This window comes from Sphingobium sp. C100 (assembly GCF_000508185.1).
Classification (GTDB): Bacteria; Pseudomonadota; Alphaproteobacteria; order Sphingomonadales; family Sphingomonadaceae; genus Sphingobium.
On sequence record NZ_AYOY01000165.1, the window covers coordinates 1 to 13,534 of the forward strand.

Annotated in this window: 14 protein-coding genes; 11 read left to right on the forward strand and 3 right to left on the reverse strand. The window is 64.4% G+C overall.

Going from position 1 to position 13,534, the window contains the following annotated elements; genetic code table 11:
• Window positions 1-733 (forward strand): DUF2493 domain-containing protein (locus C100_RS40210; RefSeq protein WP_024020793.1); only part of this gene is annotated, 733 nt, incomplete at its 5' end.
• Between the two features lie 199 nt (window positions 734-932).
• Window positions 933-1,499 (forward strand): hypothetical protein, encoded by a 567-nt coding sequence (locus C100_RS40215; RefSeq protein WP_024020794.1) that lies wholly within the window; start codon window positions 933-935, stop codon window positions 1,497-1,499.
• Window positions 1,500-1,503: 4 nt separating this feature from the next.
• Here the strand turns inward: C100_RS40215 and C100_RS48775 are convergent, their stop codons facing one another.
• Window positions 1,504-1,755 (reverse strand): hypothetical protein, encoded by a 252-nt coding sequence (locus C100_RS48775; RefSeq protein WP_031309889.1) that lies wholly within the window; start codon window positions 1,753-1,755, stop codon window positions 1,504-1,506.
• Window positions 1,756-2,336: 581 nt separating this feature from the next.
• On the opposite strand from C100_RS48775, the gene C100_RS40220 reads away from it, so the two are divergent.
• Both C100_RS40220 and C100_RS0125000 read left to right on the forward strand, forming a co-directional pair.
• Entirely contained in the window at window positions 2,337-2,828 is a 492-nt protein-coding gene (locus C100_RS40220; protein ID WP_024020796.1) for a hypothetical protein, read from the forward strand.
• Window positions 2,829-3,195: 367 nt separating this feature from the next.
• A complete protein-coding gene (locus C100_RS0125000; RefSeq protein WP_031309893.1) occupies window positions 3,196-3,420 on the forward strand; it encodes a hypothetical protein in 225 nt (74 codons plus the stop codon).
• Between the two features lie 116 nt (window positions 3,421-3,536).
• On the opposite strand, the gene C100_RS40225 is transcribed toward C100_RS0125000, so the two are convergent.
• Entirely contained in the window at window positions 3,537-3,755 is a 219-nt protein-coding gene (locus tag C100_RS40225) for a hypothetical protein (protein ID WP_019054537.1), read from the reverse strand.
• A 480-nt stretch (window positions 3,756-4,235) separates the two neighbouring features.
• On the opposite strand from C100_RS40225, the gene C100_RS40230 reads away from it, so the two are divergent.
• The 7 genes from C100_RS40230 (at window position 4,236) to C100_RS40260 (ending at window position 12,352) form a co-directional block, all read left to right on the forward strand.
• Window positions 4,236-4,526, forward strand: coding sequence for a hypothetical protein (locus C100_RS40230; RefSeq protein WP_019054536.1), 291 nt, complete (start codon window positions 4,236-4,238; stop codon window positions 4,524-4,526).
• On the forward strand, window positions 4,516-6,822 hold the full coding sequence (locus C100_RS40235) for a type IV secretion system DNA-binding domain-containing protein (protein WP_024020798.1): 2,307 nt from the start codon (window positions 4,516-4,518) through the stop codon (window positions 6,820-6,822). Before C100_RS40230 ends, C100_RS40235 begins: the two co-directional genes overlap by 11 nt.
• Window positions 6,822-9,866 (forward strand): MobF family relaxase, encoded by a 3,045-nt coding sequence (gene mobF, locus C100_RS40240; RefSeq protein ID WP_024020799.1) that lies wholly within the window; start codon window positions 6,822-6,824, stop codon window positions 9,864-9,866. The genes C100_RS40235 and mobF overlap by 1 nt, the downstream gene beginning before the upstream one ends.
• Window positions 9,867-9,916: 50 nt before the next feature.
• Entirely contained in the window at window positions 9,917-10,117 is a 201-nt protein-coding gene (locus tag C100_RS40245) for a hypothetical protein (RefSeq protein ID WP_019054788.1), read from the forward strand.
• A gap of 17 nt (window positions 10,118-10,134) precedes the next feature.
• Complete coding sequence (locus C100_RS40250) at window positions 10,135-10,638, forward strand: DUF2726 domain-containing protein (RefSeq protein WP_019054789.1); 504 nt, start codon at window positions 10,135-10,137, stop codon at window positions 10,636-10,638.
• Window positions 10,639-10,645: 7 nt separating this feature from the next.
• Window positions 10,646-11,293: a hypothetical protein gene (locus tag C100_RS40255; protein ID WP_024020800.1), complete on the forward strand. Its 648-nt coding sequence runs from the start codon at window positions 10,646-10,648 to the stop codon at window positions 11,291-11,293.
• A gap of 93 nt (window positions 11,294-11,386) precedes the next feature.
• Window positions 11,387-12,352: a hypothetical protein gene (locus tag C100_RS40260; protein WP_152536493.1), complete on the forward strand. Its 966-nt coding sequence runs from the start codon at window positions 11,387-11,389 to the stop codon at window positions 12,350-12,352.
• Window positions 12,353-12,519: 167 nt separating this feature from the next.
• Here the strand turns inward: C100_RS40260 and C100_RS40265 are convergent, their stop codons facing one another.
• On the reverse strand, window positions 12,520-13,515 hold the full coding sequence (locus C100_RS40265; protein WP_026150008.1) for a hypothetical protein: 996 nt from the start codon (window positions 13,513-13,515) through the stop codon (window positions 12,520-12,522).
• Window positions 13,516-13,534 lie beyond the last annotated feature (19 nt).

The window sequence follows — 13,534 nt, forward strand, 5'->3', positions numbered from 1 at the left end:
CCTTCCACGCGATGCCCTCATCTACGCCGCGCAGCTCGAAGACGCCCAGCTTCTCTGCCAGACGCTGCAAGGGTGCCGCGATGCGATGGAGTGCATGCGCGACCACGCCTCCGAAGTCTATCGCGTCGAGACCGGACGGCCCTATTCGCCGACCCGCGGCAGCCGGGTGTCCCGAGGCGTCACCGCGTCGATGATCGATGCCCGCGACTATCTCGCTTCCCGAATTCGAGAGCGCCGCGAGCAGTTCGCGCCCGAAGGTCCGGTTGTCGCATTCTCCGGCGGGCAGGTCTGGGAAGACCATGAGGGTCTCTGGCGCGGGCTCGACTCGATCAAGGCGCGCATCCCGGAAATGATCCTCGCAACGACCGCCCAGACCAAGGGCTGCGATGCGATTGCGCAGGCATGGGCGGCAGCGCGCGGCGTGAAGGTCATTCTGTTCAAGCTCGACCGCCGGTTGGGCGCCAAGGCCGCCTTCGTCCGCAACGACCGGCTGCTGGCCCTGAGGCCGGTGGAAGCCGTCGTCTGCGAAGGCTCGGGCATCCAGATGAACCTCGCCCAGAAGCTGCGGCAGGCAGGCGTGCCTCTCCATGTCGTGAAGCTCGATGAGACCGTGAAGGCGCGGCTCGCCCAGCCCAAGACCGATCTCCCGAAGTCCCGCGACGAGTTCGATCCCTGGACGCAGGATGACTACTACCGCGACATGGTGAACGGCGGTCGCCAGCGTCGTCGCTGACGCACCCTCGAGAGGCTCCGGCATCCGCCGGAGCCTCTCTTCTTTCTTGCTGCGAGGAAGCGGCGCACGCGGGCATCGAACCCCCGTGCGCCGCGACTGCAGCGTCCCGCCAAGACGGGCCCGACAAGCTGACCGTGGGCGGCCGCCAGAAAGAGGAGAGGGGAGGGGCAAAGCGCCTTCAGTCGAGGAGACCAAGACCGTGTCCATCCTGTTTCGCATCACCGAACCGGCCGACGATGCTCTCTCGCCCAGCGCTATCATCACGGCGCGGAAACTCGCGGCGCTCCGGCGGTTCCTCCGCTCCGAGGGAGACCGCATCGGCGTCGCGCTGCTTGAACCCGACGAGTATCTCGGCGACAGCTTCGAGGCGCGCGTCTGTCCGCTCGCGCTCGCCGCCATCACCAGCATCTTCGACCATGACGCCGCCGTGATCGCGGTCATCGAGGAAGCCCAGTTCAGAGGACGGCGCATCGCCATCCATCACTGCCCCGCCAGCGCCGAGATCACGCTGTGCGTCGCCCTCACATCGGATCAGGGCCTCGAACTCGATCTCGCCTATGGCAATGCCTATGCGTTGCTCGAAGCCCTCGCGATCGAAGTTGAAAGCGTCGGCGATATTCCCGTCGATCTGCTACGCGCCCGGCTGTCCGATCCGGCCACGCCAAGCCGGGCAGCACTGCGCGGCGTCGATCATTATCTGCCCCGGCTCGAACGTCTCATCGCGAGCGCGCCGGCGCATGATGACGCTCGGTTTGCGTGGGCCTGAACGGTCAGTTCGTCGCCGACGGAACGCCATCGACATAACGCTCGAGAAGGCTGTCGATCGCGGCCTGCAGATGACAACAGGCCCTGTCTTCCTCGGCTTCTTCGAGCGCCTTCATCGCCTGCCGCATCAGGACCAGAGCCAGCGCGCGCCGGATCTCCGGATCGTTTCTCAGGTGATCGATCGCGTCCGACCCTTCTGCCACTCGCGATGCCATCTCCGGCGGACGAGACTCCACCTTCTGTCCTGACTTGCTCATCCCACGCTCCCCGGCTGCGTAAGGGCCGAACCCTTGCCGAAACTCCCGCGCTCTGGGCGCGGGAGCCGGGGCTGGTAACACGTCGAGACATGCGCCTACGCTTTTAGCACCGAGGCACCTGGACATGTGCGCAGGCACCCCGGCGTGAAACCACACCGAGCTGCCTTTCTCGACGGGATTACCAGTCCCGGCGCCACGGCCTTGGTGGCGCAAGCGCTCGCCTATCACAGAGATGGAACGACACCAAGTTGCCTCTGCGGGAGCCGCTCTGAGAGGTGCCCTTCGGTCCATCCCGAACGTCCGCCCGGCACTCGGGGCAAAGCCAAACCACTCTCACATCTCGCCATCAGACGGGGCTTCATCGCCACAGCATGACGCTGGGTGTCTCTCGGCCGTCAAGGATCAGCGGTCCCCCCAATTTTGCCGCCGATCCGCTCCGCTACCCGGCAACAAAATCGGCTCCCCCGCTGCCCGCTTCGCGGCGGCCATGCCGTCCCTGACCGCCTCAACACCGCGTCCCGATGAGCCCATCCTCATCGATGAGAAATGGGGAGCACGGCATCATCCCGATGGAGGCTCTTATGGACAAACTTTCCGACGATCTCCGGCCGCTGTTCAACGCTCCGATCTGCCCGTACTGCGCGACGCTCTACGATCCTGAGCATTATGACGAGGTCGATGAATGCGCCCGCTGTTCGAACTGCGGCAGGACATACCAGGTCGCAGCCGAACACCGCCCACAACAGGCGCACACTCCGCAGGACGACCCGCTATCCGCAGCCGCCCAATCGGACAATCTGGCGCAGTTTCGGGAGGAGGCGGACCGCGTCTCGAAAGCGATCATGCGCCAGACCGCCGGCGGCAGCTACGAGATGTATGAGCGCTGGTTCACTGAGGCGCTGGAGCCGACCATCGACAAGCTCGATCCGGCGCTCCGGTCACAGGCAATCGCGATCGCCACCGAGCTTGGCTATATCGACGATCCCGAGGTCATGGCCGCTGGTTTCGGACCCGGCCTCTGCTCGATCAGCGGCATCGACGAGAACTACTGCCACTGCGGTCGTCATCCCTGACGCCATCCGGGACCGGGCCCCGCGCTCGGTCCCTTTCTTCTTACCGCTGGCATCAAGTTCCGGCTCGCTCGCGGCCCAAGCGGACCAGTCGGTTCGCACGCCGCTACGCCTTGCCGGGGTCTCCCGACGAGAGGAAACATCTCTCACAGACTTCCCATTATGTCGGACGCCCGAGACCGCCTCAAGGACGGCGGGGCCCCACCATTTTCTTCGGCGGATCAGGCGCAGCGCTTCTCCTTCGGCATCCGTGGCCGCCCAAGAAAATCGTGACCCCCACCGCCGCTTCGCGGTCGCTTCGCGATCCTTGACCCGGCCTCGGCCGTCCGACGCGCCGCTCCTGTCATTCAAGACCGACAGGAGCGAATCCATGCAGATGATCTCGACCAGCGCCGCCGCCGACAACGCCGCCTTCTTCGCCGCCATCGTGAATGCCGAACGCCGCGCGCTTCACAGCTACTTCGACCAGCATGTCGTGGCGGACGAGGAGGCCGGCTACATCACCATCGACGAAGGGGATTACGGCGCGCTGCCGATGACGATCATCGACCGGATCGTCCACAGCGTGCCGGGCGGGCGGCTTGACGAATTCTGAGACAGACGGGAGGGGCGCGGGCGCCTCTCCCCTTTTTTCATGTGGCGATGTTACGGGCATGAGGGGCATCGAGCCCCCCATGCCCGTGCCGCGACAAGGGTCGCGGCGGGGGCTGTTCAGGCCGTCAGGCGCTTTTCCACTTCCTCGATTCCCAGCGACTTTATGCGGGCGACCAGCCCACTCAATCGCTTGCCGTCGAGCTTGAGAAGACCGGTCTTCTCGATTGCCTGTATCGCGGCCTCGCGTTCCTTCTCTTCCAATCGTTGCCGCCGCTCTTCCAGCTTGCGGCCTTCTTCTTCAAGTGCGGCTCTTTCCTGTTCCAATGTGCGTGCCATGATGGGCCTCTTGGTTCACGCTGATCGGGCTATGAACGGTCCCACTATAGGCGCTCATCGAGCCTGCCGAAAGCGCTGAAACGCACCCGCGATCGCGTGGCCCGTCAATTGCCAGCCGGCATTCCTTCCGACCGCAGGCCGGCAAGGTGCCCCGCCGGAGGCGCTATCCCAACCATTCCGATCGCGTCCTGGACGCTCCGAGGGTCTGGACTCAGCCCTGGTGCAGAGAAGCACACCGAACGCACCTTCGGTGCATAGGTTCTGAAACAATTCCAACAGGTTATAGCGTTTCCGCTCGGTGGGACACTGTGGGACATGGTTTCGCCGTTCCCGAAACCCACGGAAATCCGCCATTTTCGCGTGTTACAGGCGCACACGCTTGCTGCGGGGAAGCCGATTTCCTTGCTCCACCACAGCGATTGCGCTATACACCGGACCGGTTTCTGAGACCCCGCCAGCCTCCCTGCTAGGAGGCTCGGTTTGACCATCCCCTACAAGCACTGCTCGGTCCGGCTCGACCGCGGCAAATATGATCGCCTCGTCGCGCTCGCGGCGGAACGCGGATGCACGCCATCGGACCTGCTGCGCGCGGCCGTCGATGCCTTCCTGGGATCGGGCCAGTTGCTGAGCTCCAGCCATCGCCGGATCGCCCGCATCAGCGAGTTCCAGCAGCTCGCGCTCGACATCATCATCCGCGAGCAATTCCCCGAATATCGCGATCGCATCATCGCCGAAACCGACAAGCGATTGGAGCAATATCATGGCGCGTGAGGACATCCGCACGGACGGGCGTCCCGTCCCGCTCACCCATCATTCCGCGCGCGGCCGCGTCCAGCGCAATGCCGGTAATTTCACCCGCGGCAGCCAGCTTCTTACCCACGAAATGCTGATGTGGTTCTCGGGCACGAAACTCCCCTTCATCCTGTGGTTCTTCGCCTTCCTCGCAGCCTGGTTCATCATCATGTCGATCAAGCTCGATGAGCATGGCTTCCAGCTCGTTTGCATGAAGATCTACGCGACGCTCTGGAACTGGGTCGATCTCAATCCGAGCAAGCGCGTCAACGTCACGCTTCCCAATGGCGAGATCCTGCGCACCGTGATGAAAGCGGTGCCCTATGTGCCCGAGGTCATCACCGCCTGGGCCGTCGCGATGCGCGGCCTCATCGGCGCCTTCCTCGTCTCGATCTTCATCACCATTCCGGCGGCCATCTGGTTCGTCGACATCTCGCACCGGCGGGGGCGTTCGATCCTTCAGGAACGCCATGAACGCGGGGCCATGCTGGTCGACCGCACCGTCCTCCTTGCAGAGATCAATGAGCACAACCGGATCAAGTTCGAAGAGGAAGCCGCCGACCTCTTCCCCAGCCTGTCCCCGCGGCAGGTTCTGGCGCTCCCGTTCCGCGCGCGCAAGGAAGCCGGCATCCATCATCCCTACACGCTCGCCGGCATCCCCTTTCCGCACCGCACCGAGCAGTCGCATGCCATGCTCATCGGCACCACCGGCTCGGGCAAGACGACGGAGCTGAGGAGCCTCGTCACCCAGATGCGGGAGCGTCAGGACACGGCGGTGATCTTCGACCTGACAGGGGCCTATGTCGAAGCCTTCTACGATCCCACGCGCGACACGATCCTCAATCCGATGGACGCGCGCTGCCCGGCCTGGTCGATCTTCAACGACTGCCGCACGCACAGCGAGTTCACCGCCGCCGCGGCGGCGCTGATCCCGTCTGACGGCGGCTCCTCCGAACCCTTCTGGGCGCTCGCCGCGCGCACGCTCTTCATCGAGATGTGCATCCGCCTCATGGAGCGGGGACAGACCAGCAACCTCGCGCTGTCCGAGAACCTGATGACGGCCGACCTGAAGCGCGTTCACCGCTTCCTCGCCAACACCATCGCCGATCCGCTGACCGCCCCAGAAGCGGCCCGCATGGCGGAATCGATCCGCGCCGTCTTCAACACCAACGCGCAGGTCCTGCGCTTCCTGCCGGACGAAGGTGAGCCCTTCTCGATCCGCGACTGGATCACCCGCGACAAGAAGCCCGGCTCGATCCTGTTCGTGACCTCGAACTATGTCGATCTGCCGATGAACCGGGCGCTGCTGACGCTCTGGATGGACCTCGCCATCAACCGGCTGATGACGCTGCCGCGCACGCGCAGCCTGCGCACATGGTTCATGTTCGACGAGCTCGGCGCTCTCCACCGCCTGCCCGCCATCGAGAATGGTCTTCAGACCGCCCGCGCGTTCGGCGGTGCTATGATCCTCGGCATCCATAGCTTCGAGAAACTGGTCGAAGTCTATGGCGAGCAAGGAGCGCGCAATCTCGCCTCGCTTGCCCGCTCCAAGCTTATCCTCGCGACCGCCGATCTCGACACGGCCGAGCAGTGCGCCCGCTACATCGGCAACCGCGAGGTTCGGCAGATGGATGAGGCCTATAGCTATGGCTACAACAACACCCGCGACGCCTCGACCCTGACCCCGCGCAAACAGGTCGAGCCGCTCGTCATCGCCGACGACATCACCAACCTGCCCTCGATGCACGGCTTCGTGAAGTTCCCCGACGGCTTTCCCGCGGCGCGGATCCTGCTCGAGTGGAAAGACTATCCCCAGGTCGCCCAGGGCTTCGTCCAACGGCCCGATGTCGGGCCGGTGCGGTCAAAGCGCGGAGAGGAAGCGTTCGACGAGGATGGGGCAGGGGAGGCAGGCGGGCGCGACGGCTCGTTGCAGGTGGTGGAAGAGGTGGCCGAGACCACCAATCTCGCCCGCGATCTGGCCGCGCGCATCCTGTCGGCCGAGGTCGAGGAGGAGGACGATGCCGCCCGGCGCGCGGCCCAGCGCGCCGACGATCGTGACGAACAGGCGACGCCCGGCACCCATGCGGCGGACAAGGCGGCAGCGGCGCGCACCGGCGGCGAAGAACAGCCGGTCTCCGCGCGCGACAGGGATGACCGCCGCGATGGTCATCGGCACGGCGAGACCAGCCCGCAGGTCGAGGATCTGACGCTGGTTGAGCTGCGCCAGGCTTTCGCCAGCGGCCGCGACGATGACGGCATGGATATGGGCATCTGATGCTCTCGGTCGCCGGCGTCCGCTCCGCTTCCGGTGCCGCGAACTATTTCGCGAAGGACGACTATTATACGGTCGAGGGATCCTCAGAGATCAGCCTGTGGGCGGGGGAGGGGTCGGAAGACCTCGGTCTGTCCGGCGAGGTGTCCAAGGACGCGTTCGAGGGCGTGCTCAATGGCATCCTTCCGAGCGGGGAAGCGGTCGCCCAGGTCGAGAACCGGCGCGCGGGCTACGACCTCACCTTCTCGATGCCGAAGTCGGCCTCGATCATGGCCTATGTCGCCGGCGACAAGCGCGTGCTTGAGGCCAATATGGCGGCCGTCAAGCAGACCATGGCGTGGGTCGAGAAGAACCTCGCCGAGGGGCGGCGCGACATCGAAGGCCGCAAGGTGCCGGTCCAGACCGGCAATCTCGTCTATGCGCTGTTCCAGCACGACACCAGCCGGGCGCTCGATCCCCAGGCGCATATCCATGCGGTGATCGCCAATCTCACGCGCATGCCCGACGGCAAATGGCAGGCGCTCCATGCCGACAAGCTCTGGAGCCACAACAGCATAATCGGCTCGATCTACCACGCCTTCCTGCGCGCCGGGCTCGAGCGGATCGGCTATCAGGTTGAGCTCAAGGGCAAGCATGGCACGTTCGAGATATCGGGTGTCCCCAAGGCTGTCATCGGCGAGTTCAGTCAGCGCCGCGAAGAGATCCTCGATCACGCGACGCGGTTGGGCATCAAGTCGCCCGAGGGCCTGCGCGAAATCACCAAGCGCTCGCGCGATCCCAAACTCGATGTCGAGGATCGCGCGGCGCTCAAGCAGGGCTGGATCGACCAGGCTGCGGCCCACGGCTTCGACGGCAAGGACCTGCGGGCGGCGGCCGAGGCGCGCGCAGGGCTAGCGGCTCCGGAAAGCGCCCTGGAGCGCGGCTACCGCGCCATCGTCGATGCCGTGGATGGCGCCCGCCAGACCCTGGGTGCGCTGCTTCGTCCCCAGGATCCTCTGGTGGACAACGCGCTCGCCCGGGCGGTCAAGTCGCCGGGAGAAGCACGCGCGCAGCTTGCGGTCGCGTCTGCCGTGCGCATGCTCTCCGAACGCGAAGCCGCCTGGCCCGTCAATCTGCTGAGCAAGACCGCGCTCGATCTCGGCCTCAAAGGCGTCACCGTCGACATGATCGAGAAGCGGATCGATCGGCTGGTGCAGAACCGTCAGCTCATCCCCGGCGTTGCGACCGCCGCGGATCGGACGGGCCGCATGGGCACCACGCAGGAGGCTCTGCGGACCGAAGAAAAGATCCTCGGTGCTGTCGAAGAAGGCAAAGGGAAAGCGGAGCCGATCGTGGCGGCAGCAGACGCGCCGCAGCGCTTGCAGGAAGCGGTGGCTCTGCCCCTCAATCCGGGTCAGCTTGCAGCGGCGACAATGATCCTGTCGTCGACAGATCGGACCGTGTCGGTCCAGGGCGTTGCGGGCGCGGGCAAGTCGACCATGCTCCAGGCGGTCGCCCGGGTCGCCGAAGCCGAAGGCCGATCGATCACCGGCCTCGCATTTCAGAACAAAATGGTGGCGGACCTCGGTGAAGGGGCGGGCATCAAGGCGCAGACGATCGCCTCCTTCGTCCTCGCCAATGAGCGTTTCATCACCGAGCGTGACACGCCCCGATATGACGCCGCGCGCGAGAAGCTCGCCGGCACCATGTTGCTGGTCGACGAGACGTCGATGGTCTCGAGCAACGACATGCTCAAGCTCCACCAGATCACGGCGGCCCTGGGTGTCGACAAGCTGGTGCTGGTCGGCGATCGCCAGCAGCTCTCCTCGATCGATGCCGGCAAGGCCTTCGCCATGATCCAGGTCGGCGGTGGGACCGTGGCGCGCATGGACCAGAATATCCGTCAGCGCACCGACCAGTTGCGCACGGTCGCCGCGCTCGCCAATATCGGCAAGGCCGGCGATGCGCTAAAGGTGCTGGGGGACCGCGTCGTCGAGGCGGCCGAGCCTGCTGCCGCCGCCTCCGACATGTGGCTTGGGCTTGATCCGCTCGAGCGCGAGGCGACCGCCGTCTTCGCTTCGGGCCGCGATGCGCGCGCCATCATCAATCAGCGCATTCAGGACGGGCTGATCGCGGAAGGCAGCGTCAAGGGCCAGGCGATCCATCTCACCGTCTACGAGCGCGTCAATACGACCCGGGAGGAGCTGCGCTATGCGTCGACCTATCGGCAGGGCCAGACGCTGGAGGTCGGCCGGGGCGGCGCGCAGGATGTCGGCATCAGGGCGGGCCGCTACGATGTTCTGAAAGTCCATGCCAACGGCAAGGTCGAGTTGTCGGACGGTCGCCGTCGGATCCGTTTCGATCCCCAGAAACTGTCGCCGACAGAACAGCGCGACCGGCTCCAGCTCTCCCAGAAGAAGGACCTGCAGTTGCGCGACGGCGACCGTATCCGCTGGACCGCCAACGACAAGGAGCGCGGCTTGCTCAATGCCGCTCTCGCGCGCGTTGTCGGCATCGATGCCGATGGCGTGAAGGTTGAGACTGCAGACAAGGCACTCGTGACGCTCGGCCTCGGTGATCCGATGCTGTCTCGGCTCGACCTTGCCTACAGCCTCAACATGCACATGGCGCAGGGGATCACCACCGACAAGGCGATTACCGTCATGTCGTCCCATGAGCGCAACCTCTCGAACCAGCGCCTCTTCAACGTCGGCGTCACCCGCGTGCGCGACGAGCTCACGATGATCGTGGACGACAAGGAGAAGCTAACCCGGCAGCTCGACATGAACCCGGGTAACAAGACCTCCTCCCTCGAGACGCTCGGCCGTCTCGACATCGACGGCAAAAAGGGGCCGGGCGCTCAGCCGCGCGAGAAATTCGACCCGGGCCCGATCGATGGTATCGACCTTTCGGACCTTCCACCGATTCCGACCGACCTCCCGCCGCTGCCCGATGGCGCCGCGCCCATGCCGGCCGCGAAGGCCCCGCCAGCGCCGTCCGATCTGAAGCCGGATCGCGGCGATCCATTGCCGCCGCTGCCCGAACGCAGCCTCGGCCTCGACTTGTGAATGGAGAAGCCGCCGGCGCGGTGCCGGCGGCCAAGAGAAGGAGATGAACAATGGGTTGGGAATTCGAGGAAGCCGGCAAGTTCGGCAGCGAGAAGGCGGCAAACGACTATGCCCGGCGAAACGGCCTCGATCCGCGCGACGTCCAGATCACCCGCAAGGGCGAAGAGGTCGAGCTCAACATCCGCCGCTCGGCGCTCGATGGCCGGAATCTGCGGGACAACGGGGAAGGTCGGCGCGACGGCTGGGGCTGAAGGAGAGAGCTGTGAACATGTTTCAACTTCTGGCCTCGCTCCTGCTGGTGAGCGGGCTCGTGGCGCTCGGCTGGTCGCGGCTGTCGGGCAATATTACCCCTCAGCAGCCTCTGGCGCCTGTCGCCAGGCCGTTCATGACGCAACGAGAACAGGCCATGCTGGCGGCGCTCGAACATGTGCTGCCCATGTACCGCATCCATGCACAGGTCGCGATGGGTGCGCTCCTCAAGGTGCCTTCCGTGCCTGGCCGGCGGGTCATCCCGGCAGACTGGAATCCCTTCGCGCGCAAGATCGTCGATTTCGTGGTGGAGGATCCCACCACAGGCAGGGTCATCGCTTTGATCGAGATCGACGACCGCTCGCATGATGCCGAAAAGGATCGGGAGCGCGACGCCATGACAGCCCGGGCCGGCTACCGGACCTTTCGGATTCCCGCCGGTACGGGACCGACCGTCCAGGCCGTATTCGGGGTGATCGGGCATCTTCGCGACGCGGCGCCGACCGCCGCGATCAACGGGTAGCCCGGCCATGGGACTCGATGATCGCGACTATATGCGCGAGCGCTATCGCGACCGTGCGAAGAAAACCCCGACCGGGCGGATGGAAGGCGCCTGGTTCGATTCCGTCAACCGCGGCTTCGACTATCAGCGTAGCCGGTACTGGAGCCTGCGCGGTAATGCCGGCGGGACACTGCGCTGGTTGCCCTTCGCGTTGAGCCTGCTCCTCATTGCCATTCCCTTTTTAGGGGAAGCCCAAAGGGCGGGATGGCTGCCTGACGGCGCGGCGGCAATGCCTTTCCCGGAATCGGGTTCGGTCACCGTCGAAAACGGGGTCACGCGCAAGCGCATTTCCAGCTTCCTCACCATCGAAACCGCGGATGCGAACGCGGTCGTGCAGCTCTTCGATCCGGCATCAGGCCGGCACATCATCTCGGTCTATGTCTCAAAAAACGACCGCATTCGCGTTCCGGTCCCGCAAGGCACCTTCAGGATGCGGCTGATCGAGGGCCAGAAATGGCATGGCCCGGCGCACTTTTTCGGATCGAACACATCCTATGAGACGGTTGCGGAGCTCATGAGCTTCGAGCCGCGGACCGGGCATATCATCGACCTGCATCGCCGGCCCGATGGCAATCTCAAGACGCGCATCATGCTTACCCGGCCTGAGAGCCTCTGATGGAGGCAGCAGAAGCCATACCCGTGTGTCGGGCATCCTTGTTCCGCTCCTGCCGCAGGCGCGACGAGATGGCCGGACTCCGCGAGGCGGGCCTTGCCCGAGGCATTCAAAAATTGTCGGCGCCCTTCAGGAGAAACAGAAATGACCAGACAACCACGCGCCTATGACGCACTGGCCGCCCATCTGGCTCCGGACGATCCGGGCGAGGGGGAGCGCCAGATCGACACGGCGATCCTCACCCTGCAACGCGCGCGCTATGGCCCGCTGAATCGCAGCCGCGCGCTATTCTGGCTTGGCCAGCTCCTGCTTGGGCTCAGCACGGTCATTCTGGGAGCGCGTTTTCTCTGCTGGTTCGAACCACAACTTTGGCAGACCTTCTTTGGGGTTCTTGCCGGCGCCGTTCCGACCGTGGTCGCCAAGGTCGTGTTCGTCGGCGCCTTCCTCCACTTCGTTTATCATTGCACCTTTGGGGCAGTGACGGATTACGGTCCGGCACCCACGCCGCCAGAACCGATTTACGAGTGGCTGGCCGCTCAAGGCAAATCGAACCTGACCTACTGGCACGAAATCTACTGGCCGTACCGCAAGCGTCAGGCGAACCGGAAAGAGATTCTGGGCTTTGTCATCTGGCGAAAGACGCCGTGTCCGCCGGACCGGTATCCGCCAACGCCGGTGCCGGTCGGGGCCGCGCCGGAGCCGGAGAACCCCCACATGGTGTATCTTGACAGCCCGCAGGGGCGTGCGGATCGGGAGGCCTTTCTGGTGACGTTCGAGCATCGGATGGATGACTGGTGGCGGCTCTCATTCAGGCTGACCCTCGCCGTGCTGATCATGCTGTTGGTCGTCATCTACCTCCCCGTCTATCCGGCGACACAGGCGGGCGATCTGATCCGCACCGGCGTGATGACGGCTTTCATTGCGGGGTGCATATTGGCGTTCTTCGGTTTCGGCAGAGTGCCGATGCGCTGGCTCCCTTACCCCGTCCGGCGCTACTGGTTTCGGGGGCTTCCACCCGAGGCAGCGCAATTTCGGGATCATATGATCGCGCGTTCGAACTGATTGCGTGGGCCGCGGCAGGAACAAGGTGCTGGCCACGAACAATGCCAGCCTGTTGAAACGCGCCATCGACGCCAAGTCGCGCGCGAAATTACTGTCTATCATTCATCCAATGAGGAGGGTCTACGACCGCCACGCAGGTACGGTGGCCCAGGAGCCGCAACTGGCATTTAGCCGGCTGTGCTGATGCTGTCCACGAAGTGCTGCTGTATGCTGGTTTCCCAAGGATCATCTTCTCTCGGGACAACGGCCTCAGACCATCCTTTGGGAAGCCGGTTCAGGGCTTTCAGCGCCCCAAGCGCGCGGGCCACGCGCTTGGGGCCGCCGGCACCGGTCATGTTTTTGATGGCCGTGCTCACGCGCTGGCTGCGCGCATGATGGCTCTGCTCTTTCGGATCGATGTCAGCCAGCACGCTACAGAAATCTCCCTCTTCGATTTTCAGTTGCGATAGTGCCCAGGACAGGATGCCCTCAAAGAAGTTCGCCTCCAGCTCGTGCCGCATTCGGACCTCGAGCGCGGCAATGTGTCTCTGCCCAGGGAGAAGATAGGCTGGAAGTCCCTTATTGCCGCTATCTTCCGGACGGGGCTTCCATCGACAGACAATCGTGTCTTCCCAGATCGGCCTGACGAACCAGGACAAGGTTCCGATGAGATTCTTGAGCAATGCCACGAGAGCTTCGCACTCAATGTCCAGAAGGAGCCGCTCCCTTGGCGACAGTTCCTCTGCTCGGTCCACGCGGTGCATCAGGCCGGCGAAATCCTCGATGAAATAGAGTTCATTGTCCGGCCGTTGCATAACCTGCGGGCCCAGGATCGGTGAACGGATCCAGTCCGTATCATCGTCCCCCTCGAAATCGAATCTGGCGATATTGCTATCGAAATCGCAACCGAATGGCTGCCATCGAACCGACAGATTCCCCGAGCGCAGGACGAGCGCATATACGCCGACGCGAGCCCTATCACGGTGAAGTTTCCGCAAATTCCAGTAAGGCATGCTGTGGGCCAGTGCCAAAGCCTGGGCAGAGGGTCCCGTCAGACATGCCTCGATCACCGGCGGTATATTCCAATCCCCCTTCACTCCAAGTTGGACGCGTTTCGCACAATAGAGGGCTGCGCAAGTACCGGCGGATTGTGCGTGGACCAAACCGTCATCGAGCGTGAACATTCCTTCCTCTATCCTTCGT

Bases quoted from the DNA above. Each gene is read 5' to 3' on its own strand.
- C100_RS48775 (WP_031309889.1), bottom strand. From the start codon at position 1,755: ATGAGCAAGTCAGGACAGAAGGTGGAGTCTCGTCCGCCGGAGATGGCA.
- C100_RS40225 (WP_019054537.1), bottom strand. From the start codon at position 3,755: ATGGCACGCACATTGGAACAGGAAAGAGCCGCACTTGAAGAAGAAGGC.
- mobF (WP_024020799.1), top strand. From the start codon at position 6,822: ATGCTCTCGGTCGCCGGCGTCCGCTCCGCTTCCGGTGCCGCGAACTAT.
- C100_RS40220 (WP_024020796.1), top strand. From the start codon at position 2,337: ATGGACAAACTTTCCGACGATCTCCGGCCGCTGTTCAACGCTCCGATC.
- C100_RS40245 (WP_019054788.1), top strand. From the start codon at position 9,917: ATGGGTTGGGAATTCGAGGAAGCCGGCAAGTTCGGCAGCGAGAAGGCG.
- C100_RS40255 (WP_024020800.1), top strand. From the start codon at position 10,646: ATGGGACTCGATGATCGCGACTATATGCGCGAGCGCTATCGCGACCGT.
- C100_RS40265 (WP_026150008.1), bottom strand. From the start codon at position 13,515: ATGTTCACGCTCGATGACGGTTTGGTCCACGCACAATCCGCCGGTACT.
- C100_RS0125000 (WP_031309893.1), top strand. From the start codon at position 3,196: ATGCAGATGATCTCGACCAGCGCCGCCGCCGACAACGCCGCCTTCTTC.
- C100_RS40250 (WP_019054789.1), top strand. From the start codon at position 10,135: ATGTTTCAACTTCTGGCCTCGCTCCTGCTGGTGAGCGGGCTCGTGGCG.
- C100_RS40235 (WP_024020798.1), top strand. From the start codon at position 4,516: ATGGCGCGTGAGGACATCCGCACGGACGGGCGTCCCGTCCCGCTCACC.